This is a genomic window from Mycolicibacter engbaekii (assembly GCF_002101585.1).
GTDB classification, from domain to species: domain Bacteria; phylum Actinomycetota; class Actinomycetes; order Mycobacteriales; family Mycobacteriaceae; genus Mycobacterium; species Mycobacterium engbaekii.
On sequence record NZ_LQOT01000035.1, the window covers coordinates 14626 to 36961 of the forward strand.

General features: G+C 69.3%; 25 protein-coding genes and 1 tRNA gene. 10 read left to right on the forward strand and 16 right to left on the reverse strand.

Annotated elements, in window-relative coordinates:
• Positions 1-28: 28 nt before the first annotated feature.
• From AWC02_RS10350 to AWC02_RS10370, 5 genes are read right to left on the reverse strand one after another with little or no spacing between them, the layout of a single operon-like run.
• Positions 29-1348 carry a DUF58 domain-containing protein gene (locus AWC02_RS10350; RefSeq protein WP_085128698.1) on the reverse strand — a complete coding sequence of 440 codons (1320 nt, stop codon included), beginning with the start codon at positions 1346-1348 and terminating at the stop codon, positions 29-31.
• Positions 1345-2322, reverse strand: a complete 978-nt coding sequence (locus tag AWC02_RS10355) for an AAA family ATPase (RefSeq protein WP_085128699.1) — start codon at positions 2320-2322, stop codon at positions 1345-1347. Before AWC02_RS10355 ends, AWC02_RS10350 begins: the two co-directional genes overlap by 4 nt.
• Complete coding sequence (locus tag AWC02_RS10360; protein WP_085128815.1) at positions 2319-3419, reverse strand: DUF4350 domain-containing protein; 1101 nt, start codon at positions 3417-3419, stop codon at positions 2319-2321. Before AWC02_RS10360 ends, AWC02_RS10355 begins: the two co-directional genes overlap by 4 nt.
• 5 nt (positions 3420-3424) lie before the next feature.
• A complete protein-coding gene (locus AWC02_RS10365; RefSeq protein WP_085128700.1) occupies positions 3425-4033 on the reverse strand; it encodes a DUF4129 domain-containing protein in 609 nt (202 codons plus the stop codon).
• Positions 4034-4043: 10 nt separating this feature from the next.
• Complete coding sequence (locus tag AWC02_RS10370; RefSeq protein ID WP_237160419.1) at positions 4044-5051, reverse strand: hypothetical protein; 1008 nt, start codon at positions 5049-5051, stop codon at positions 4044-4046.
• Positions 5052-5201: 150 nt separating this feature from the next.
• Here AWC02_RS10370 and AWC02_RS10375 point away from each other — a divergent pair, with 150 nt between their 5' ends.
• A complete protein-coding gene (locus AWC02_RS10375) occupies positions 5202-5666 on the forward strand; it encodes a GatB/YqeY domain-containing protein (RefSeq protein WP_085128701.1) in 465 nt (154 codons plus the stop codon).
• Here AWC02_RS10375 and AWC02_RS10380 read toward each other — a convergent pair.
• The 5 genes from AWC02_RS10380 to ponA2 form a co-directional block, all read right to left on the reverse strand.
• Positions 5663-6064: a hypothetical protein gene (locus AWC02_RS10380; RefSeq protein ID WP_085128816.1), complete on the reverse strand. Its 402-nt coding sequence runs from the start codon at positions 6062-6064 to the stop codon at positions 5663-5665. The two genes, AWC02_RS10375 and AWC02_RS10380, sit on opposite strands and share 4 nt — an antisense overlap.
• A gap of 109 nt (positions 6065-6173) precedes the next feature.
• Positions 6174-6247, reverse strand: a tRNA-Pro gene (locus AWC02_RS10385).
• Between the two features lie 336 nt (positions 6248-6583).
• On the reverse strand, positions 6584-7690 hold the full coding sequence (gene cds1 / locus AWC02_RS10390) for an L-cysteine desulfhydrase Cds1 (RefSeq protein ID WP_085128702.1): 1107 nt from the start codon (positions 7688-7690) through the stop codon (positions 6584-6586).
• Entirely contained in the window at positions 7687-8652 is a 966-nt protein-coding gene (locus tag AWC02_RS10395) for a metallophosphoesterase (protein ID WP_085128703.1), read from the reverse strand. Before AWC02_RS10395 ends, cds1 begins: the two co-directional genes overlap by 4 nt.
• Positions 8653-8687: 35 nt before the next feature.
• Positions 8688-11108, reverse strand: a complete 2421-nt coding sequence (gene ponA2 / locus AWC02_RS10400; RefSeq protein ID WP_085128704.1) for a transglycosylase/D,D-transpeptidase PonA2 — start codon at positions 11106-11108, stop codon at positions 8688-8690.
• 393 nt (positions 11109-11501) lie between these two features.
• Between ponA2 and AWC02_RS10405 the strand changes: the two genes are divergently transcribed.
• The gene (locus tag AWC02_RS10405) at positions 11502-11837 is read left to right on the forward strand and encodes a WhiB family transcriptional regulator (RefSeq protein ID WP_085128705.1); all 336 of its coding nucleotides are present in this window, start codon (positions 11502-11504) and stop codon (positions 11835-11837) included.
• Between the two features lie 30 nt (positions 11838-11867).
• Here AWC02_RS10405 and bagB read toward each other — a convergent pair whose 3' ends face one another.
• Both bagB and bagA read right to left on the reverse strand, forming a co-directional pair.
• Positions 11868-13025, reverse strand: a complete 1158-nt coding sequence (gene bagB, locus AWC02_RS10410) for an ATPase BagB (RefSeq protein WP_085128706.1) — start codon at positions 13023-13025, stop codon at positions 11868-11870.
• Positions 13022-14044: an ATPase BagA gene (bagA, locus tag AWC02_RS10415; protein WP_179960844.1), complete on the reverse strand. Its 1023-nt coding sequence runs from the start codon at positions 14042-14044 to the stop codon at positions 13022-13024. Before bagA ends, bagB begins: the two co-directional genes overlap by 4 nt.
• 47 nt (positions 14045-14091) lie before the next feature.
• On the opposite strand from bagA, the gene AWC02_RS10420 reads away from it, so the two are divergent.
• From AWC02_RS10420 to AWC02_RS10430, 3 genes are read left to right on the forward strand one after another with little or no spacing between them, the layout of a single operon-like run.
• Positions 14092-14253 (forward strand): Sp36 family protein, encoded by a 162-nt coding sequence (locus tag AWC02_RS10420; protein WP_105295166.1) that lies wholly within the window; start codon positions 14092-14094, stop codon positions 14251-14253.
• The gene (locus AWC02_RS10425) at positions 14250-14714 is read left to right on the forward strand and encodes a RidA family protein (protein WP_085128707.1); all 465 of its coding nucleotides are present in this window, start codon (positions 14250-14252) and stop codon (positions 14712-14714) included. Before AWC02_RS10420 ends, AWC02_RS10425 begins: the two co-directional genes overlap by 4 nt.
• A 6-nt stretch (positions 14715-14720) precedes the next feature.
• On the forward strand, positions 14721-15497 hold the full coding sequence (locus AWC02_RS10430) for an MBL fold metallo-hydrolase (RefSeq protein ID WP_085128708.1): 777 nt from the start codon (positions 14721-14723) through the stop codon (positions 15495-15497).
• Between the two features lie 2 nt (positions 15498-15499).
• On the opposite strand, the gene crp is transcribed toward AWC02_RS10430, so the two are convergent.
• On the reverse strand, positions 15500-16174 hold the full coding sequence (gene crp, locus AWC02_RS10435) for a cAMP-activated global transcriptional regulator CRP (protein WP_013830875.1): 675 nt from the start codon (positions 16172-16174) through the stop codon (positions 15500-15502).
• 102 nt (positions 16175-16276) lie between these two features.
• Positions 16277-16417: a hypothetical protein gene (locus AWC02_RS21905; protein ID WP_165757884.1), complete on the reverse strand. Its 141-nt coding sequence runs from the start codon at positions 16415-16417 to the stop codon at positions 16277-16279.
• 132 nt (positions 16418-16549) lie between these two features.
• Here AWC02_RS21905 and nth point away from each other — a divergent pair, with 132 nt between their 5' ends.
• From nth to marP, 4 genes are read left to right on the forward strand one after another with little or no spacing between them, the layout of a single operon-like run.
• Complete coding sequence (nth, locus tag AWC02_RS10440; protein WP_109559667.1) at positions 16550-17230, forward strand: endonuclease III; 681 nt, start codon at positions 16550-16552, stop codon at positions 17228-17230.
• Positions 17231-17245: 15 nt separating this feature from the next.
• Positions 17246-17869, forward strand: a complete 624-nt coding sequence (locus AWC02_RS10445; protein ID WP_085128710.1) for a TlpA family protein disulfide reductase — start codon at positions 17246-17248, stop codon at positions 17867-17869.
• Positions 17870-17906: 37 nt separating this feature from the next.
• A complete protein-coding gene (locus AWC02_RS10450) occupies positions 17907-18671 on the forward strand; it encodes an NUDIX hydrolase (protein WP_085128711.1) in 765 nt (254 codons plus the stop codon).
• Positions 18668-19861, forward strand: coding sequence for an acid resistance serine protease MarP (gene marP, locus AWC02_RS10455; protein ID WP_085128712.1), 1194 nt, complete (start codon positions 18668-18670; stop codon positions 19859-19861). The genes AWC02_RS10450 and marP overlap by 4 nt, the downstream gene beginning before the upstream one ends.
• 19 nt (positions 19862-19880) lie before the next feature.
• Here marP and AWC02_RS10460 read toward each other — a convergent pair whose 3' ends face one another.
• Together AWC02_RS10460 and AWC02_RS10465 are read right to left on the reverse strand one after the other, a co-directional pair.
• Positions 19881-20840 carry an alpha/beta fold hydrolase gene (locus AWC02_RS10460; protein ID WP_085128713.1) on the reverse strand — a complete coding sequence of 320 codons (960 nt, stop codon included), beginning with the start codon at positions 20838-20840 and terminating at the stop codon, positions 19881-19883.
• A complete protein-coding gene (locus AWC02_RS10465) occupies positions 20840-21400 on the reverse strand; it encodes a phage holin family protein (RefSeq protein ID WP_085128714.1) in 561 nt (186 codons plus the stop codon). The genes AWC02_RS10460 and AWC02_RS10465 overlap by 1 nt, the downstream gene beginning before the upstream one ends.
• 211 nt (positions 21401-21611) lie before the next feature.
• Here AWC02_RS10465 and AWC02_RS10470 point away from each other — a divergent pair, with 211 nt between their 5' ends.
• Positions 21612-22328 carry a chymotrypsin family serine protease gene (locus tag AWC02_RS10470; RefSeq protein WP_082109454.1) on the forward strand — a complete coding sequence of 239 codons (717 nt, stop codon included), beginning with the start codon at positions 21612-21614 and terminating at the stop codon, positions 22326-22328.
• The last annotated feature ends 8 nt before the right edge of the window (positions 22329-22336 follow it).

Here is a 22336-nt window from a genome sequence, read left to right on the forward strand (position 1 = left end):
CGGTGCCCCGCTGCCCCGATGGCGACCGCTAAAGCCGGCCGGCGGCCTTGAGTGCCAGATAGGCGTCGGCCAGCGCGGGCGCCAGCTCATCGGGCGGGGCATCGATGACGTGCACACCGCTGCGCCGCAACCGCGACGCCACGGCATGGCGGTCGTTGCGGGCGCGCTCGGCGGCGCCCGCGTCGTAGACCGCGGCCGCGTCGCCACGTCCGTGAGCCAACCGTTCCACGCGCGGATCGGCGACCGCGGCAACGATCACCTGGTGTGCGAGCGTCAGTGTCGGCAACACCGGCAGCAGGCCCTCCTCCAGGGCGGAGGCGTTGAGATCGGTCAACAGCACCACCAGGTTCTGGCGACGTGCCCGGCGGGCCAGGGTGGCCACCATCGCCGCGGCGTCGGATTCGACCAGTGCCGGCTGCAGCGGCGCCATCGCATCGACCAATTGGGCGAACAACCGGGTCCGGGACGCCCCGAACACCCCGGCCCGCGTCACCTGATCGTGGGCGAGCAGATCGACGTGGTCACCGGCGCGCAATGCCAACGCGGCCAGCAGGAGTGCGGCATCCATCGACCAATCCAGCCGCGGCCAGCCCGCCGGGTCGCGCGCGGTCGGGTCCACCCCGATCCGGCCGGCGGATGTCCGGCCGGTGTCGAGGACGATCACGACGCGGCGGTCGCGCTCGGGTCGCCAGGTGCGCACCACCACATCACATCGCCGCGCGGTGGCGCGCCAGTCGATGGAGCGGACGTCGTCGCCGGCGACGTATTCGCGCAGCGAGTCGAACTCGCTGCCCTGACCGCGCACCAGCGCCGGCAGATTTCCGTCGACCTCCCGCAGCCGGGCCAGCCGGGCCGGCAGATGCCGGCGGGACAGAAACGGCGGGAGCACCCGCACCTGCCCGGGTACCTGCCGGGAACGCTGCCGGCCCGCCAGGCCCAGCGGACCCAGAGATCGCACAGTGACTCGGGCGGCGCGCTGATCACCGCGGCGGTTCGGCCGCAGTTCGGTGACCGACTGACATTGCTGGCCGGCCGCCAGCACAAGGGGCTGCGAGCGTGGGGTGGCACAGGCGCTGGGCGGCCACGCATCCCGGATCTGCCCGCGGAACCGGCGGCCGCCGTTGACAATCCACAACGAGGTGGTCATTGTCTGGCCGAGCCGGACCGCGCCCTGCATGGACCGCTCGATGCGCAGCGCCGCGGGATCTGTCGTCAACGCGATATCGAGCACCACGGCCACCGCGAGACCGCTCAGCAGCAGCACGAAAGCCGCCGCGGGCCACGGCGCCAACGCAACCGGCACTGCGCCCAGCAGTGCGATCAACGCAGCGCGGCCGGTCAGAATCACCAGCGCGGCACCGGAACCGAGGCCAAGATGGCGTCGAGAACGCCGTCGGCGGTGGCGCCTTCGAGTTCGGCCTCGGGGCGCAGCATCACCCGGTGACGCAGCGTCGAGCGGGCCATCGCCTTGACGTCGTCAGGGGTCACGTAGTTGCGTCCCGACAGCCACGCCCATGATCGCGAGGTGGCCAGCAACGCGGTCGCGCCGCGCGGCGAGACCCCGAGCTGCAGCGCGGGTGAATGCCGGGTCGCGGTGACCACATCGACGATGTAGCCCAGCACCTGGTCGGCCACCAGCACCTGGCGCACCGCGTCGCGGCCCGCCGCCAGGTCCTGCGCTCCGGCCACCTGCGTCACGGCGGACAGGTCGTGCGGGTCGAAGCCGTGCGCATGCCTAGACAAGATGTCGATCTCGGCCTCGCGCGCCGGCAGCGGCACCGTCAACTTGAGCAGGAACCGGTCGAGCTGGGCCTCCGGCAGCCGGTAGGTGCCCTCGTACTCGATCGGGTTCGCGGTGGCGGCGACGATGAACGGATCGGGCAGCGGTTTGGTCGAGCCATCCACGCTGACCTGGCCTTCCTCCATCGCCTCCAGCAGCGCCGCCTGGGTTTTGGGTGGGGTGCGATTGATCTCGTCGGCCAGCAGCAGATTGGTGAAGACCGGGCCGGGACGGAACGCGAACTCGGCGGTGTGGGTGTCATAGACCAGCGATCCGGTGATGTCTCCGGGCATCAGGTCCGGAGTGAACTGGACCCGCTTGAAGTCCAGCTGCAACGCTGCGCTCAGGGTGCGGACCAGCAGCGTCTTCGCCACACCGGGCACACCTTCGAGCAGCACATGGCCGCGACACAGCAGGGCGATCACCAGGCCGCTGACCACGGCGTCCTGGCCGACCACCACCTTGGCGACTTCGCTGCGCAACGCCGCCAGCGCTTCACGGGCCGCGGCAGCCGCGGGATTGTCTGCAGGAGTGTGAGTCACGAGTAGGTGACCTGCCTTTCGATGTCATCGAGTGCATTGGCCAGGGCGACGAGGGCGTCGTCGGAGTCCGGGGGAGGGCCGAACAGTAAGTGCCACAACCAGTCCGGATGGGCTCCCACGCGCGGCGCCACTGCGGCGACCACCGCGGACGGCGCGGGACCCGGCCCCAGTCCCAGCAGCGGCGTCAGCCGGCGCAGCGTCGCGGCGCGCAGGGCGGCCGCGGCTCGGTCGCGTGCCCGGTGCGCGCGGTAGAGCCGGCCAAGGCCCTCGACGGTCTCGGATGCGCGCACGACGACGGGCAGCTGTTCGGCGACCAGCGGACCGAGGCGGCGGCCCTTCCACAGCGCTGTCAGTGCCAGGGCGACGCACAGCTGCCACACCAGCCATCGGACGTTCGACGGGATCAGATCGGCGAGCTCGGTCTGCCCCGAACGGGCTCCCTGAACATGCTGGGGCGCAAACCAAACCAGGCGGTCGGCGGTACCGGCCAGATTCATCGCCAGCGCCGCGTTGCCCTCCCGAGCCAGGTCGGCGTTGGTCATGAAGGAATCGCTGCCGACCACGGTGACGGTCCGCTTGCCCTGGCGGTAGCGCACCAGCGCCCCGTCGTAGCAGCTGTCCACCGGCTGACCCGGGAGGGCGATGTAGGTCTGCGTGGTCCGCAGGTCGACCGGCCCCGCCCGTCTGGCCTCCCGCAGGCCGCAATCCGGCTGGTGGGTGAACGCTCGAGCGGGACCCGACCGAATACCGGGGGCCAGGATGCGGCGGGCCGGGGCGTCCGGTGCCATCAGCAGCAGGTCGCCCGGCAGCCCGGCCAACCGGTTCAGCAGCTGGTCATCGGCGATGCGCGGCGTCCGGGCCACCAGCACCAGCCCGTGGGGACGGGCCTGGCGGACGACGTCATCGACGGTGCCCGCGGGTATCACCTCGACGCCGCGGTGACGCAGCAGGGCGACCAACGCGTGCGCGCCGTCCGGGCCGGTGGCGTTGGGATCCATCCGGCCGCCGGGCCGCTGCGCGGTCAGGTAGGCGCCCACCGCCGCGACCACGACGATCACCGCCAGGGCCAGTGCCGCCCACAGCCACGTTCGCCGCATGGTCGTCACCGGTACTGCCGGACCCGGGTCATGGCCTGTAGCCGATCGTCGAGGTCCGCGACGATCCGATACCCCTGGGCGGTGGCGGGCAGTTCGCCGTAGCTGACATCGTTGAACGTCTCGGCGGCCCGCATCAGTTCACCGGCCAGGCCGGGTAGCGCCGCGCCGGCGTCGCGGGCCAGTTCGGTCGCGGTCCGGCCGGGGGCAGGGCGAATGAGCCCGGCCTCTTCGAGTTCGCGGGCCACCGCTCGCAGTCGGTGCCGGATCGCCGCGCCCCAGTCACCGGCGGCGGCATGAAGTTGCGCGGTGGCCCGGTGTTCGGCGGCGCTGTGCTGCGTCGGGCCGTACAGCGCGGCGTCGCGGTGGCCGTCGTGCAGCATCCGCCGAGTGACGTGGATGGCAGCGGCCACGGCCGCCGCGAGGAGTATCAGCAACAGGCTGATGGTGAACCAGCCGCCGGGCAGCTCCGCTCCTGTGACCACCAGGCGCCGGAGCAGAGTCTCGATGAAGTCAAGGAGCTGATCCTTGGGTGACGGCCGTGGGTACATCGGTTTTGCCAGTTCACGTTCGGCCGCCTCGCGGGCGGTCTCCCGGTCGACGTCGACGATGGGCACCCGGGGCTCCTCAGCCGGGCGGCCGGGTCAGCCACAGGTTGTCGGACCATCCCCCGACGTACCCGCTGGCTACGCCGGTTCGCAGCACCAAGTCGAATGCCTCGCCCCGGATACGGCGATCGGCGTACAGCAGGACCGAAACGCCGGCGGTGAACGGCAGCACGATGATCTGACCGATCGTCGCGCCGATCCGGGTGAACAGGCTCAACTGCGCACCGCCGGCCAGGGCGTCCGCGCCGTCGCTGGCCACCAGCCCGACGATGTTGAACGGAAACGCGACCGCGCTGCTGACCAGGGCGGTGATCAGGGCGGTGAGCGCCAGGATGCCCAGCACCCGCCAGAAGCTGTTGCGCACCAAGAAGAACGAGCGCCGCATCGCCTCGAATATCGGCTGACGCTCCAGCACGATCACGGTCGGGGCGAAGACCAGCACTACGTAGCCGTAACCGAGTGCCGCGATCAAAGCGAGCGCCATGGGCAGGCCGATCAGCACCGCGGCGCCGGTCCCGCCGACACCTGCGGCAAACGCGATGGTCACCGCGACAAAGCCGCACAGCAGCACCATGGCCAAACCGACCAGGGCGGTCAACCCGATCAGCGGGCCGAAGCGGCCCCGCACGGTGTCCCAGGCTTCGGTGATGGTGGTGGGTGAGCCGAATACCGCGCGCCCGACCACGACCGTCAGCATTCCGGTCATCACAATGGTGCCCAGCGCGGTCACGATGCCGGCGCCGGCGTAACCAGTCAGCCACACCAGCACGTCACCGCCGGAGAGTTCCGCAGACGATCGACCCGAATCCAAGGCGCCGATCGACGTCAGCAGGCCGTACATGGCGATCCCGCTGATGACCTGGGTGGCCACCACAACGACGGTGGTGAGACCGAGCACGGTCTTGGGATTGGCCCGAATGTAGCCGACGGCGCCGTTGTAGATGTCGGTCAGGCTCAGCGGGCGCAGGGGAATGATGCCCGGTTTGAGTTCGGGCTGCGGGTATCCCGGATTGGGCCCGTAGCCCATGGGCGAGGGGCCATAGCCCCAGGCGTGGCGTAGCCCGGAAACGGGGGGCCATATCCGGGCGGCGGGCCGTAGCCGGGAGGCGGAAACCCAGGCTCGGGATAGCCGGGCGGCGGCGTATTCACCATGTGGCTGAGCGTAGCGTTATACGGCATGGCGGAACTCAAATCCCAGTTGCGGGCGGATCTGACGACGGCGATGAAGTCGCAGGACAAACTGCGCACGGCGACCCTGCGAATGCTGCTGTCGGCGATCCAGGCCGAAGAGGTCTCCGGCAAGCAGGCCCGGGAACTCACGGACGCAGACGTTTTGAAGGTCCTGGCCCGAGAAGCCCGCAAGCGTGCGGAGTCCGCGGCGATCTACACCCAGAACGGCCGGGGTGAACTGGCCGCCCAGGAACACGCCGAGGCCCGGATCATCGACGAGTACCTGCCTGCGCCGCTCACCGAAGCCGAACTGGCCGACGTCGTCGACACCGCTCTGGCGCAGGTGGCCGAGGAGATCGGGGAGCGGCCGCACATGAAGCACATGGGCCAGGTGATGAAGGCCGCCACCGTGATCGCCGCGGGCAAGGCCGATGGCTCTCGGCTCTCGGCCGCGGTCCGGGAACGGCTCTAGGAACCGGTCTTCGGCAACGGCCGGCTCAGCAGAGCATCGATGAACGCATCGGGATCGGTGACGCTGACGTAGAGGCGGCGAACCGGCCTGTTGAACAGGCCGGCTGTGGGCGCCTTCGTCGGCTTGACGGGCTGACCCAACAGGATCTCGACCAGGCCGTCACGCGAACCGTTGACCAGCCAGCCGTTACACGCCTGATGGACGCCCCAGCCCCACATGCGTTCCGGCGCCGGCCGCGCGGAATCGATGTTGCTCAGCGCAATGTCCATGGCGAAGGCCCAGCCGCTGCGGACCTGCAGAAACCCGTCGGCCACCCGGATGCTCGCCCGGCGAGGACCCAGGCCGAGCACGGTCGCCAGCGGGCGATACCACCGGTCGTAGCGCATCGCGAAGTCCACGATCGACATTGTCTACGGCCGATACAGCCGGTGGACCGCTTTGGCGTACCCCAACGTAAAAAGGCCCCGACCGGATTGACCGGTCAGAGCCCTCTACCTAGAACCTGAGTCGGGGTGGCGGGATTCGAACCCACGACCTCTTCGTCCCGAACGAAGCACGCTACCAAGCTGCGCCACACCCCGTGTGAAGCCACGACAGCGTATCGCACCGGCCCGCCGCTCACCCAAACGGCTGGTGAGAGCCACGGCTGGGCGCGGCTTCCCCGCGTTCGCCCGATACCGCGCAACCACCGCCGGGCGAGGTCTGGGTCACGGACGCCGCAGCGCCATGAAACGCCCCACAATCCGGCGTGGGGGGCTGAAAACCGGGGCCGACCTGGGCCAGACTGTGTAACCAGGATTTAAGTGCAAAGGGAGTCAAATCATGACGCTGTTAGGCGGAGCGGTGTACGCCGGATTCTTCGCTCTGGCCGCGCTGTGGCTCGCGGCCACCAACCCCGACGCTGCCGAGCAGCGGGTTCAGGCGAAGGCGAACCGGCAGGATCGCTCGAACTCGGCCAATACCGCCGCGGGACCGGTCGGATCGACCCCCTGCTGCGCCAGCCAGTCGTCGTCGTAGTAGGTGTCGGCGTAGCGATCACCGCTGTCGGCCAGCACCGTGACCACCGATCCGCTCCGGCCGGTGGCAACCATCTCGGCCAGCAGCGCGAACGCCCCCCAGACATTGGTCCCGGTCGAGGGGCCCACCCGACGGCCTAAGACGGCGCTGACGTGCCGCGCGGTGGCCACCGAGGCGGCGTCGGGCACCTGGATCATCCGGTCCACGACGTCGGGCAGAAACGACGGTTCCACCCGCGGCCGGCCGATGCCCTCGATGCGCGACGACCCCTCGACCACCAGGTCATACCGGCATTGCGTGTAGGCGGGGTAGAAGGCCGAATGCTCCGGGTCCACCACACACAACCGGGTCGGGTGCCGCCGGTAGCGGAGGTAGCGGCCGATCGTCGCGCTGGTTCCGCCGGTACCGGCACCAACCACGATCCACTCCGGGACGGGGTGGGTTTCGTCGCGCATCTGGTCGAATATCGACTCGGCGATGTTGTTGTTGCCGCGCCAGTCGGTGGCCCGCTCGGCGTTGGTGAACTGATCCAGGTAGTGCCCACCGGTGTCGGCGGCGATGCGCGCCGCTTCGGCGTACACATCGGCTGAATGCGCCACGAAATGACATTGGCCGCCCTGCGCCTCGATCAGGGCCACCTTCGACGCGCTGGTGGCGGTCGGCATCACCGCGATGAACGGCAGGCCCAGCAGGGCCGCGAAATAGGCCTCGGACACCGCCGTGGAGCCCGACGACGCCTCGACCACCGTGGTGCCCTCGGCGATCCAGCCGTTGCACAGCCCGTAGAGGAACAGCGAGCGGGCCAGCCGGTGCTTGAGGCTGCCGGTGATGTGGGTGGACTCGTCTTTGAGGTAGAGCGCCACATCGACTTCGCCTGCCCACGCAGCCGGCAGCGGGTAACGCAGCAGGTGCGTGTCGGCGCTGCGCCGCGCGTCGGCCTCGATCAGGCGGATCGCATTGTCGGCCCAGCGGCGGGGATGCTGGTGGTCGGCAAACCGTTCGGTCAACGGGCCGAGACGGAAGGCTGGGTCGAGCCGCGGGTGAGCCGGGAGTCGTCACCGCCGGTCGGTGCAGCCACCAGGGTCAACAGGCTGGCCTCGGGGCGGCAGGCGAACCGCACCGGCGCGAACGGCGAGGTGCCGATCCCCGCCGAGACGTGCAGCCGCATCTGGGCGCCCCATTGCGACGGGCCCTTGGCCCGTGAGCGGTCCAGCCCGCAGTTGGTCACCAGGGCGCCGTAGAACGGCACGCACAGCTGACCGCCGTGGGTGTGGCCGGCCATCACCAGCTGATAGCCGTCGGCGGCGAAGCGGTCGAGCACGCGTGGTTCCGGCGAATGGGTGAGACCGAGGCGCAGGTCGGCGGTCAGGTCGGCCGGGCCGGCGATGGTGTCGTAGCGGTCCCGCTCGATGTGCGGGTCGTCGACGCCGGCCGCCGCGATGCGATGCCCGGCCACGTCGAACTCGCGACGGTTGTGGGTCAGGTCCAGCCAGCCGCGCTCGGTGAACGCCGCCCGCAGGTCCTGCCAGGGCAGCGGGACGCCGTGGATCCGATGCGTCGGCTTGGTCAGGTACTTCGCCGGATTCTTCAGCCGCGGCCCGAAGTAGTCGTTGCTGCCGAACACGAACACGCCCGGCACCGACAGCAGATCGCCCAGGGCCTGCACCACCGCCGGCACCGCCTTGGGGTGCGCCAGGTTGTCGCCGGTGTTGACCACCAGGTCGGGTTCCAGGCGCACCAGTTCCCGCAGCCAGGCCTGCTTGCGGCGCTGGCCGGGCCGCATGTGGATGTCGCTGATGTGCAGCACCCGCAGCGGAGACGATCCGGGGGCCAGCACCGGCATCGTCGCCTCGCGCACCACAAACGCGTTGCGCTCGATGACTGCGCCGTAGCCGACGGCCAGTGCTGCCGGTCCCAACGCCGCCGAGGCGGCGAGAACGGACCGGGTCAGGGCGGGTGAAGGGACCATGGGATTCAGACTACTGCCCGACTTCGGTACCGCGGCTACGGCGGCGGCGGCGGTGCCGGGGGAGGCAGCAGCGGAATGGTGATCGGCGGCAGCCCCGGAATCTCCACGACCGTCGACCCCACCGGCGGCGGCATGCCCTCCGGCGGCGGCGGCGGTGGCGGCGGGATGCCGTTGCTGACCTCGATGGTCACGATCGACCCGGGAATGGTCTGCCCGCTGGGCGATGTTCCCACCACCGCGCCCGATCGGGCGCTGCTGTTGACCCAGTTCGGCTGGTCGGCGACCTGGAAGCCGGAGTCTTTGATGCGCTGGCGCGCGGCGTCGACCTCGAGGCCGACCACGCTGGGCACCCGGGAGTTGGGACCGCCGTCCACATAGCGCGGATCGGTCGGCGGCATGATGACGTCGCCGAAGTCCGTCGCGATCGGCTTCATCGCCGCGAACCAGGTCCGGGCCGGCTCGTTACCGCCGAAGAGGTCGCCGTCCCCACAGTGCCGCAGCGGGAACGAGCACAGGTCGGACGGCGAGCTGGAGTCGTCGAAGACGTAGTTGGCGGCCGCGTAGCGGTTCGTGAAGCCCAGAAAACCCGACGAGCGGTGCGCCTCGGTGGTGCCCGTCTTGCCTGCCATCGGCAGATCCCAGCCCACCGACCCGGCTGCGGGCGCCGCGGTGCCGCCGCCCTGGATGTCCTTGCCCAACGCGTTGGCCAGGGTGTTCGCCAGGCCTTCGGGAACCACGCGTTCGCAGGTCTCGGTGGCGACGGCCACCTCGTTGCCGTTGCGGTCGAAGACCTTGTCGATCGGGTTCGGCGGGCACCAGACCCCGCCGGAGGCCAACGTGGCGGCGACATTGGACAGCTCCAGCGCGTTGACCTCGATCGGGCCCAGGGTGAACGAGCCCAGGTTCTGGCGTTTGACGAAATCGGCCAGGCTCTCGTTGCTGTCCGGGTCGTAGTCGCGGGCGGTGCCCGGATCGGCGTAGGAACGCAGACCCAGTTTGATCGCCATGTCTACGGTGCGGCCCACCCCCACCTGGGAGATGAGTTTGGCGAACGCGGTGTTCGGCGAGGTCGCCAGTGCGGTCGAGACATTCATCGGTGACCGGTAGGGGGCGACGTTGACCACGCACCAGGTCTCCTTGGGACAGCCCTTGGCGCCGCCGCTGCCCATGCCCTTGGTCTGGAACCTGCCGGGGACTTCGAGATCGGCGTTGATACCCATGCCCATCTCCAGTGCCGCCGCGACGGTGAACGTCTTGAAGATCGAACCGGCGCCGTCGCCGACCAGGGAGAACGGTTGCGGTCGCATGGTTTCGCCCACGTCGGCGTTGAGCCCGTAGGTGCGGTTGCTGGCCATTGCCAGCACCGGGTGGGAGTCGGTGCCCGGTTTGATCACGCTCATCACGCTGGCGACGCCCTGCACGTTGGGGTTGGCGAAGCTGTCGATGGCCTCTTTGACCGGGGCCTGCACGTCGGGGTCCAGCGTGGTGCGGATGACGTAGCCGCCGCGGGCCACCTGTTCCTTGCTGATTCCGGCCCGGGCCAGATACTCCTGCACGTAGTCGCAGAAGAAGGCGCGGTCCCCGGCCGCGATGCAGCCTCGCGGCAGCTCGTTGGGCTGCGGCAGGATGCCCAGCGGCTCCTGCTTGGCCGCCCGCAGCGCGTCTGCCTCGGCGGGCAGGTTCTCGATCATGGTGTCCAGCACCAGATTCCGTCGCGCCAGCGCGCCCTCGGGATTGGTGTAGGGGTTGAGGGTGCTGGTGGACTGCACCATGCCGGCCAGCAGCGCGGCCTGCTGCCAGTTCAGGTCGACGGCATCGACACCGAAGTAGGTCTGGGCGGCGTCTTGGACGCCGAAGGAGTTGTTGCCGAACGAGACCAGGTTCAGGTACCGGGTGAGGATCTGCGGCTTGGTGAACGTCCGGTCCAAGGTGAGCGCCATCCGGATCTCCCGGAGCTTGCGCGCGGGGGTGGTCTCGATGGCGGCGCGCTTTTCGGCATCGGTCTGGGCCAGCACCAGCAATTGGTAGTTCTTGATGTACTGCTGCTCGAGAGTGGAGCCGCCGCGGGTGTCGATGTCCCCGGACGCGTAGCCGGCCAGCCCCGTCAGCGTGCCCTTCCAGTCCACCCCGCTGTGCTCGGCGAACCGCTTGTCCTCGATGGACACGATCGCCAGCTTCATGGTGTCGGCGATCTTGTCGCTGGGCACCTCGAACCGGCGCTGCGAGTACAACCAGGCGATCGTGTTGCCCTTGGCGTCCACCATGGTCGACACCGCGGGGACATCTCCGCTGACCAGTTGGGCCGACCCGTTGGCCACCACGTCCGAGGCGCGGTTGGACATCAGGCCGATCCCGCCGGCAACGGGAAACAGCAGCGCCGCGAGCAGGACGGCGGCGAGCAGACAACACCCGGCCAGTTTGAGCACCGTAGGACCGGTCGGGGGACGCTCCGACATGGCTAACACACTAGCGGTGCTCGCACGCACGGCGAAGCCGGGAGAAGCGGGCCACCGCCATCAAGCCGACTCCGACGGCGGGGGTGCTCGCCCGAACACCACGAAGGGCCCGACCACGTAATTGACGTTGACGTGGAGCAAACGGGCTGATTGGGACCCAAATCATGATCGGACTGCACGTTTGTCCCAAAAAAGTGCCGGTCAACCTGTTGCGCAAAGGCCACCTGACCACCTAACTTGGATATCAAGTGCGATTCAGGTAACACTGATGACAGTATGTGGCGTAGGTCGCAATGGCGGGTCCGGCGCCGAGGTTGGATAGGTGGCTGCCGGGGCGGCCGGGACGGAGGATCGTCAGTGTCTGTTGCAGGGACAGCGGTTCGCAACACCAGCATGCCAGCGGCTTCAGTAGCCCAAACTCCCCGAACGGTGCTGCGCGGCGTGCAGGACGAGGGCAGGATCGCCTGGGTCTCCAAGGCTGTGTGTCGCGGCGCAGACCCCGATGAACTCTTCGTGCGCGGTGCGGCGCAACGCAAAGCCGCGGTGATCTGTCGGCACTGCCCGGTCGTGCTCGAATGCCTGGCCGATGCGCTGGACAACCGGGTCGAGTTCGGGGTCTGGGGCGGCATGACCGAACGGCAGCGCCGGGCGCTGCTCAAGCAACACCCGGAAGTGACCTCCTGGGGCGAGTACTTCGCCGCTCAGCGCAAGCAGCGCGACGCCGGCTGACGCGCGGCTGAGACCTCTTCGCCCTTACTTCTACTTTTTGTTCGTGAGCTGATCGGCGATCGCGCCCAGCGCCTCCAGGTCGGAGACGTCGAACGGCAGGGACGGCACCCCGACGATGGGAACCCGTGGGTTGGCCCGGGTGAAGCGGGACAGCAACCGGATTTCGCGCTTGGCCGTCGCGCCGCGCTCGGCATGGATCTGCAGCGCAGCGGTGGTGAGCGCCTTGGCTCCCTCGGGCAACGACGCGCTGACCTCGGGCTCCTGCAGCGTCTCGACGGCGTCGATCGCACGCTCCATCGGCAGGCTGCACAACATCGGGTGCGTCCGGTTGAGGATCAGACCCGCCAGCGGCATCCGCTCGCTCGAGAGCCGGTCGACGAAGAACGATGCCTCCCGCAAGGCGTCGGGCTCGGCGGCCGACACCACCACGAACTGAGTGCCGTGGCGTTTGAGCAGATCGTAGGTGCGCTCCGCCTTCTCCCGGAAGCCGCCGAAAGTGGAGTCCAGTGACTGCACGAAATTCGCTGCGTCGGAAAGCATTTGAGAGCCCAGCACGGTCGAGAGGGCTTTCATCGCCAGGCCCACCGCTCCCGCGACCAGCTTGCCGATGCCGCGGCCGGGACCCAGCAGCAACTTCCACAGCCGGCTGTCCATGAAGCTGCCCAACCGCTTCGGCGCGTCCAGGAAGTCCAGGGCGTTGCGCGACGGAGGCGTGTCGACGACCACCAGGTCCCAGCGGTCCTCGCCCAGCAACTGGCCCAGTTTCTCCATCGCCATGTATTCCTGCGTGCCGGACAGCGAGGTGGCCACGGTTTGGTAGAACTGGTTGTCCAGGATCGCCTCGGCCCGCTCCGGGCCGGAGTACTGCGTCACCATCTCATCGAAGGTGCGGCGCATGTCGAGCATCATCGCGTACAGCTGGCCGGGCACCTCTGGGGACAGCGGCACCCGCTGCGGGTGGTTGCCCAAGTCGTCGATGCCCAGCGCCTGGGCCAGCCGCCGGGCCGGGTCGATGGTCAGCACCACCACGGTGCGGCCGTATTCAGCGGCCCGCAGCGCCATCGACGCCGCCGTGGTGGTCTTGCCGACGCCACCGGCGCCGCAGCACACCACCACGCGGTTGGCGGTGTCGGCCAGGATCGCCGCCAAGTCCAGAGCCAGCGGTTTGCCGGTCGTGTCGGGTGTCATCGAACCCCCTGTTGGCCGAGAATCTCGGACAGCTCGTAGAGACTGCCGAGGTCGATCCCGTCGGGGATCGTCGGCAGGTGCAGGCGCGGCACATCCAACTGCTCCAGCTGCTCGGCCGTCTCCGTCCGGGCGCTGATGCGGGTGGCGTGCTGAATGGTCTCGGTCAGCAGGCCGGCGAAATCGTCGTCGTCGAGCGTTATGCCCGCCGCGGCCAGCCCGGCCCGCATCGCATCGGCGTCGACGACCCCTTCGGCTGCCTTGGCCAGGTCGGCGGGTTGCAGGTGTGCGGGGATATCGCGGTTGACGATCACGCTGCCGATCGGCAGGTCCAGTTGCCGCAGCTCCTCGATGGCCTCGAGGGTCTCCTGCATCGGCAGGGCCTCCAGCAGTGTCACCAGATGAATCGCGGTCTCATCGGAGTGCAGCAGCTTCACCACGCCCTCGGCCTGCGAGTGCACGGGGCCGCCCTTGGCCAGTTGCGACACCGCCTTGGTGACGTCGAGGAACCGGGAGATCCGGCCGGTCGGCGGCGCGTCCACCACGATGGCGTCGTAGACCGGCTTGTTGTTCTTGTCGACCTGGATCACGTGGTACTTGATCTTGCCGGTGAGGATCACGTCACGCAGGCCGGGCGCGATGGTGGTCGCGAACTCGACGGCACCGACGCGCCGCATCGCCCGCCCGGCCAGACCCAGGTTGTAGAACAGGTCGAGGTATTCCAGGAACGCGGCCTCGATGTCCATCGCCAGGGCATCGACGTGCCCGCCGCCCTCGGCGGTCGCGATTTTGACCGGCTCAATGGGTAGCGGTGGCACGTCGAAGAGCTGCGCAATGCCTTGGCGCTCTTCCACTTCCACCAGCAAGACCCGGCGCCCGCCGGCCGCCAGCGACAACGCCAGCGCGGCTGCCACCGTGGACTTGCCGGTACCGCCCTTACCGGTCACGAAATGCAGCCGGGCCTTCGTCAATCGCGAAGGCCAGCCGAGAAGCGGCTCGCTGCGGGATGTCGCTGTCACCACTGCATGCTAACCAAGTGCTCGGGTGCCCTAGCGATAAGCTCGCTGCCATGAGTCAACGCACGGTCTGGGAGTACGCCACCGTCCCCTTGATCACGCACGCCACCAAGCAGATCCTCGACCAGTGGGGAGAAGACGGCTGGGAGTTGGTCTCGGTGCTGCCGGGGCCCTCCGGTGAGCAGCTCATCGCCTTCCTGAAGCGTCCCCGATGAGCTGGCGAGCCCGGCTGGACGAACTCGGAATCGTCTTGCCCGAGGTGGTCGCACCGCTGGCGGACTACGTCCCGGCGGTGCGAACCGGCGACCTGGTCTACACCTCCGGTCAGCTGCCGATGCAGGACGGCGCCTTGCGCACCGGCAAGGTGGGCGCCGCGGTCAGCCCGCAGGACGGGCGGGCGCTGGCCCGGATCTGCGCTCTGAACGCGCTGGCCGCCGTGGATGCCCTGGTCGGGCTCGACGCGGTGGCGCGCGTGGTCAAGGTGGTGGGGTTCGTCGCCTCGGCGCCCGGTTTCCACGGGCAACCCGCCGTGGTCAACGGGGCCTCCGAATTGTTGGGTGAGGTGTTCGGCGACGCCGGCAAGCACGCCCGCTCCGCGGTCGGGGTCTCCGAACTGCCGCTGGATGCGCCGGTGGAGGTCGAGCTGATCGTCGAGCTGAAGGCCGCGGCGGAGTAGCCGACAGTGTCGGCCAGTCATCCCGCCTACGGTCGGCTGCGGCCCGTCACCGAGACCGCGTCGGTGCTGCTGGCCGACAATCCCGGACTGATGACCCTGGACGGCACCAATACCTGGGTGCTGCGGGGACCGGGCAGTGACGAGCTGGTGCTCGTCGACCCGGGGCCCGACGACGACGAGCACATCGGCCGGCTCGCCGAACTCGGCCGGATCGCCTTGGTCCTGATCAGCCACCGGCACTTCGACCACACCGATGGGATCGACAAGCTGGTCGAGGCCGTCGGCGCCCCGGTGTACTCGGCGGGCAGTGGATTTCAGCGGCGGATGGGCGGCGGGCTGACCGATGGTCAGGTGATCGATGCGGCCGGGCTGCGTATCACCGTCTTCGCCACGCCGGGGCACACCGCGGACTCGCTGTCGTTCGTGCTCGAGGACGCCGTGCTGACCGCCGACACCGTACTGGGCCGGGGCACCACCGTCATCGACTCCGAAGACGGCGACCTGACGTGCTACCTGGACTCGCTGCGGCGGCTGCGCGGCCTGGGCGGGCGTACGGTGCTGCCGGGGCACGGTCCGGAGCTGCCGAACATCGAAGCGGTGGCCGAAGGCTACCTGCGGCACCGCGAACAGCGGCTCGACCAGGTGCGCGCGGCCTTGGTCGCGCTGGGCGACGACGCCACCGCCCGCCAGGTTGTCGAGCACGTCTACACCGACGTCGACGAGGAGCTCTGGAGCGCCGCCGAGTGGTCGGTGCAGGCCCAGCTGGACTACCTGCGCCGCTGACCCTAGCGCGCGCGCCGCGCCAGCCGCTCGGAGTCCGAGATCAGCACGCTCTTGCCCTCGAGCCGAATCCAGCCGCGGTGCGCGAAGTCGGCGAGCGCCTTGTTCACTGTCTCCCGGGAGGCTCCGACCAGCTGAGCGATCTCTTCCTGAGTCAGGTCGTGGGTGACCCGCAGGGCCCCGCCTTCCTGGGTGCCGAACCGCTGCGCGAGCTGCAGCAGCTGCTTGGCCACCCGGCCGGGCACGTCGGTGAAGATCAGGTCCGCCAGGTTGTTGTTGGTGCGCCGCAACCGGCGGGCCAGCACCCGCAGCAACTGCTCGGCGATCTCGGGGCGATCAGAGATCCACGACCGCAAGGCGTCGCGGTCCATCGACACTGCGCGCACCTCGGTGATGGTGGTCGCGCTGGAGGTCCGGGGACCGGGGTCGAAGATCGACAGCTCACCGAACATGTCCGAGGGGCCCATGATGGTCAGGAGGTTTTCCCGGCCATCGGGGGAGCGCCGACCGATTTTCACTTTTCCGGAGACAATGATGTACAGCCGGTCGCCGGGCTCTCCCTCGGCGAACACAGTGTGTCCGCGCGGAAAGTCCACGGGCTGAAGCTGCTTGGTCAGCGCGGCTACGGCGCTGGGCTCAACTCCCTGGAAGATTCCGGCCCTGGCCAGGATCTCGTCCACGATGCCCCTTAGATGTTTTGATGAAGGTTTAACGCATAATCGTCGGCCGCTGACCGGCCAGCCACCTGAGTCTAGAGCCAGGCGTCAAGAGACGTTACAACGCTACACACGATCGGCATGGGAATTCGGGGGAAACCGCGGATTGGCGTTGTCCGGCTGGCTCAGCCCCGTTTCGATGCGTTCCAGCCCGACTGCCGACAGCATCAGCAGCGTCGGGATGGCGGTGATCAGCAACCAGGACACAAGTCGCCAGTAAACCTGGGCAAGGTCTCGTTGGGATCACAAATTAGTACCCTGTCGGAGGTGACAGTGGACAAAACGCCCCGCGTGGCACGGACGGAGACCCGGACGGGACTCATCCGGCGCGCTCGCCGGATGAATCGGACTCTGGCTCAGGCGTTTCCGGACGCCCACTGTGAGCTGGACTTCACCACACCCCTGGAACTGGCCGTCGCCACGGTGCTCTCGGCCCAGTGCACCGACGTTCGGGTGAACCTGACGACACCGGCGGTGTTCGCCCGTTATCCCACGGCGCTGGACTACGCCCAGGCCGACCGCACCGAGCTCGAAGAGCTGATCAGGCCCACCGGCTTCTACCGCAACAAGGCCGCGGCGCTGATCAAGCTGGGCCAGGCGCTGGTGGAACGCTACGACGGGGAAGTGCCCCGCACCATGGAAGAACTTGTTCAGCTGCCCGGCGTCGGCCGCAAGACCGCCAACGTGATCCTGGGCAACGCGTTCGGCGTCCCGGGCATAACCGTCGACACGCACTTCGGTCGCCTGGTGCGGCGCTGGGCCTGGACCAGCGAAGAAGACCCGGTCAAGGTCGAGCACGCGGTCGGTGAGCTGATCGAGCGCAAGGAATGGACCCTGCTCAGCCATCGGGTGATCTTTCACGGCCGGCGGGTCTGCCACGCCCGCAAACCGGCCTGCGGGGTGTGCGTGGTGGCCAAGGACTGCCCGTCCTTCGGGATCGGACCCACCTCCCCGATGGAGGCGGCCGCGCTGGTCAAGGGCCCGGAGACCGAGCACCTGCTGGCGCTGGCCGGGCTGTAGCGAGTCGCCGCACCCATGAGCAGATCGACCCGATGGACTGTCGCGATAGTGGCGGTGCTGGTTGCGCTGCTGGCCGGGTTGGTCGCCGAGCTACGCCGCGAGCCGGTTGCAGTGGCGCCCGGCGGCGGCGGTGCGGTGGCCGGTGCCGGACAGGATGTCGCCGCTGCGCGCCGGCGCGCCGACCTGCCGCCCTGCCAGGCGGGTCCTGGCGGTCCCGGCCCGAGTGTCCTGCGCGGCGTCGTCCTCGAGTGCGCCGCCGATGGGGCGCCGGTAGACGTCGCTGCGATGGTGGCCGACCGGCCGGTGGTGCTCAACCTCTGGGCGTACTGGTGCCGGCCATGCCGCGACGAGTTGCGGGCCTTCGCCGAGTACCAGCGCCGGGCCGGCGCGGGCGTGACGGTGGTGACGGTGCATCAAGACGACAACGAAGCCGCAGGGTTGGCATTGCTGGCCGAACTGGGCGTGCGGCTGCCCACCCTCCAAGACGGCCGGCGCCAACTTGCTGCGGCGTTGCAAGTGCCCAACGTGATGCCCGCGACCGTGGTTCTCGCCGCGGACGGTAGCGTTGCCCGCATCCTGCCGCAGCCCTTCGCCAACGCCGAGGAGATCGCCGCCGCCGTCGAGAACAGCGGCCGCTGATGTGGGACGGTCAGGTTCCGGCACAGAGGGAGGCGCGGTGAGCGCTGGCGAGTCCTGCCCGTGGGCCCCGTCGCGTGCCCCGTCCTGGCTGCAGCCGCTGCTCGACAATGTGGACAAGGTGCCCACGGCGTATCTGCGGCGGGTACCGGCCGACGTTCGCGCCATGATCGCCGCGGCCGACGCCAAGGCACGCGTCACCGGCGCGCGGCGAGACGCTGCGGTCCTGGTGCTGTTCTCCGGGCCGCCTGGCGGCCCACCGGAGGCCATATCGGAATCGGCTGACCTGCTGGTCACGGTGCGGGCCTCGGCGCTGCGCCATCACGCGGGGCAGGCCGCCTTCCCGGGCGGAGCGGTCGATCCCGGCGACGACGGGCCGGTTGCCACCGCGCTGCGGGAGGCGAACGAGGAGACCGGGATCGACCCGGCCCGGATCCATCCGCTGGTGGCGCTGGAGAAGATTTTCATCGCGCCGTCGGGATTCCAGGTGGTGCCGGTGCTGGCGTACTCCGAGGATCCCGGGCCGGTGACCGTGGTGGACCCGGGCGAGACCGCAATCGTGGCGCGTGTTCCAGTCCGGGCATTCATCAACCCCGAGAACCGGTTGATGGTTTACCGTGATGCGCGCAGCCGGCGTTGGGCCATGCCGGCGTTCCGGCTCAACCAGATGCTGGTCTGGGGATTCACCGCCCAGGTGATCTCGGCGATGCTGGACGTGGCTGGCTGGGCGCAGCCCTGGGACACCACCGAGGTGCTGGGGCTGGACGAGGCCATGGCGCAGGTTGGAGGAGAAGGCGGAATATGACGTCGTCGCAGTGGCTGGACATCGCCGTGCTGGCGATCGCCTTCGTTGCCGCAGTGTCCGGCTGGCGTTCGGGTGCACTGGGCTCCCTGCTGTCCTTCGTCGGCGTTGCGCTGGGCGCCATGGCCGGCGTGCTGCTGGCGCCGCATCTGATCGAGAGCGTTTCCGGTCCCCGCCTGAAGCTGTTCGCCGCGCTGTTCCTGATCCTGGCCATGGTCGTCGTCGGTGAGGTCGCGGGGGTGGTCCTGGGCCGAGCGGTGCGCGGAGCGATCCGCAGTCCCGGCGTCCGGACCATGGATTCAGTCGTCGGGGTGGTCTTGCAGCTGGGGGTGGTGCTGATCGCGGCCTGGCTGCTGGCCACCCCGCTGACGGCGTCGGATCAGCCCGCCCTGGCCGCCGCCGTCAACGACTCACGGGTGCTGCGTCAGGTCGACGACATCGCGCCGCCATGGCTCAAGAACGTCCCGCGGCGACTGTCGGCCGTGCTCGACGATTCCGGGCTGCCCGCCGTACTGGAGCCCTTCAGCCGTACACCGATCGCGGCGGTGGATGCGCCGGACCCGGCGCTGGCCGCCAGCCCGGTGGTGGAAACCACTTCGCCGAGCGTGCTGAGAATCCGGGGTGTGGCGCCGGACTGCCAGAAAGTACTGGAGGGCACCGGATTCGTGATCGCGCCCACGCGGGTGATGACGAATGCGCACGTGGTGGCCGGGTCGGACAGTGTCACCGTGGAGAGCGGGTCCAAATCGTACGAGGCCACGGTGATCTCCTTCGACCCCAGCGAAGACATCTCCATCCTGGCGGTGCCCGATCTGCCGTTGCCGCCGTTGACGTTCGCCTCCTCGCCCGCCGGTGCCGACACCGACGCGCTGGTGCTGGGCTACCCCGGCGGCGGCGTCTTCGAGGCCACCCCGGCCCGAATCCGCGACGTCATCAACCTCGAGGGCCCCGACATCTACCGCAGCACGACGGTCACCCGCCGGGTTTACACCATCAGAGGCACTGTGCTGCAAGGAAACTCCGGTGGCCCCATGATCGACATGGACGGGCGGGTGCTCGGCGTGGTGTTCGGCGCGGCCGTCGACGACCCGGACACCGGATTCGTCATGACCGCGGAGGAGGTGGCGGGCCAGCTGGCCCGCATCGGCAACACTCAGCCGGTCTCCACCCAGACCTGTGTCGGGGGCGAGTAGCCCAGGGCCGCAGCCCGTTTCACCCGGCTTCGCCGCGCAAGAACCGCGTCAGGTGCTCGTTGACCACTGCGGGCGACTCTTCGTGAGCGAAGTGTCCGGCGTCGGGCACCGACACGTACCGGCCGTGCGGGGCATACCGCCGGGTCTTCTCGACCGGATCGGTCAGCACGTAGGGGTCGTGCTCGCCGCGTAGATGCAGCAGCGGAATCCCCAACGTGCGCAGGTCCAGCGCCTTCATGAACCGCCGGCCCTCGGCGCGCAGTTGGCTGCGCACCGCCCAGCGCTGGTACTCCAGCGCGCAGTGGGCCGCCGACGGGATTCGCACCGCGGTGCGCAGATGCCCGATCGTCTCGGTGAAATCCGCGCTTGCCTGCCATCTCGCCCCGGCCCTGCTGCGTACCAGCCGCTCGATCTCGGCTCCGTCACGCCGGGTCAGGGTGCGCTCCGGCCAGAACGGCACCTGGTAGCGCAGCAGCCACGGCAACAGTGCCCGGCCCTGATCGGCGTGGGTCAGCGCCGAATTGCGCAGCGCCGCCGGGTGCGGCGAGCTGACCACCGCGATGTCGCGCACCAAGCGGGGGTGCAGCAGCGCGGTCGCCCAGCACACCAGGCCGCCGTCGGCGTGGCCGACCAAGGTGGCCGAGGAGTGTCCCAGGGCCCGGATCAGCCCGGCCGTATCGCCGGCCAGCGTCCAGCCGTCATAACCGCGGGGCGGCTTGTCGCTGCCCCCGTAGCCGCGCAGGTCGACCGCGACGACTCGAAAGCCGCGCAGCCCGCGCAGTTGATGGCGCCACGTCCACCAGAAAGCCCCGAACCCGTGCAACAGCATCACCAGCGGCCGTGCCGTCGGCGGGCCGTCGGCGGCGACGTCGCCGTCCGGAGCCGCCTCGACGACATGGAAGCGAATGCCGTTGGCGTGGATGTCCCAGTGTCGCCACGGCCCGTCGATGCGGGTGATCGACGGATCCGGTGGTGGCACTACCAGCCCGACGGATCGGTGGTCGGCTTGCCGTCGGTGGCGACCGTCGCCGACGCACCGTGCAGGCGGTCCGGGTCGGGGCGCAGCGCATCGCGTGCCTCGCGCACCGTCTCGATGGTCTTGCGCGGCCCGCGGATGCGGCGAACCCGCAGGTAGCCGATCAGCGCCAGGGCCACCGTGAACACCAGCATCAGCCCGAACACGATCAGGTAGGCAGCCCAGGACTGCAGCCACATGTTGAGCAGCTCGGCGACGAAGAAGAAGAAAAAGAAGGTGGAGTAGAACAGCACGACCAGGGCCGCGATGAAGAACACGCTGCCGGTCAGGCCCTTCTTGACGTCGCGGGTGATCTCGGCGCGGGCGAGCTCGACCTCCGCGCGCACCAGGGTCGAAATCTGCGCCGTGGCGTCCTTGACCAGATCGCCCAGCGACGGGTCGGCCGGTAGGGCGTGCGGGTCGGCAAGCGGGATGGTCGCCAAGCTGTTGGGTACGCCGTTGCGGTCCGTCCTGGCGGATCTGTTCGAGGCACGTGATGCATTCCTGCGATCGGCCTTGCTCACTGGCTGTCCTCCCGTTCGCCGTCGTCGCGGCTTAATGTTGCCATGCGCTGGCCGGCCCCACGAGTGACCCCGGCAAAGCCGCGGCCGATGTAGACCGCTCAGCGGAGGTGGGTGGGGGCGGCTCGCGGCGCGCCCAGACCCGCGGTGAGCCGTCGGCGCCGCTAGGCTGTTTATTTACCACTGAGGTGGGTTAACCGACGGGAGAACCGCAGTGCAGATCGCACACCGCTGGTCGCTGCGCGCCGTGATGGCGCTGCTGGCAGGAGTGACTGGTGTCGCCCTGGCCACGGTCGCCGTACCGGCGGTCCGGGTAGCCGCCGACGACAAGGTGGTGCTCGGCGGGGGCGCGGGCCTGGTGGTCGACGAGGACACGCTGTGCACGCTGACCTCGATCGGTCACGACAGGACCGGCGCCCTGATCGGTTTCACCTCCGCGCACTGCGGCGGCCCGGGCGCCCGGGTGGCCGCCGAGGGCGCAGAGCGCAGCGGCACGATCGGTCACATGGTGGCCGGTAACGACGCCCTGGACTACGCGGTGATCGAGTTCGACCCGGACAAGGTGACCCCGGTGCCTAACTTCGGCGGCTTCGTGATCGGCGGCATCGGGCCGGATCCGTTGTTCGGCCAGATCGCGTGCAAGCAGGGCCGCACCACGGGCAACTCGTGTGGAGTCACCTGGGGGCCCGGCCAGGATCCCGGCACCATCGTGATGCAGGTCTGCGGACGCCCCGGCGACTCCGGCGGGCCGGTCGTGGTGAACAACATGCTGGTCGGCATGATCCACGGGGCGTTCAGCGACGCGTTGCCCACCTGCGTGATCAAGTACATCCCGTTGCACACGCCGGCGGTCGTGGTGTCGATCAACGCCGTCCTGGGCGACATCACCGAAAATGGCCGCCCCGGAGCCGGATTCGTGCCGATCGGCTAGGCGCCCTT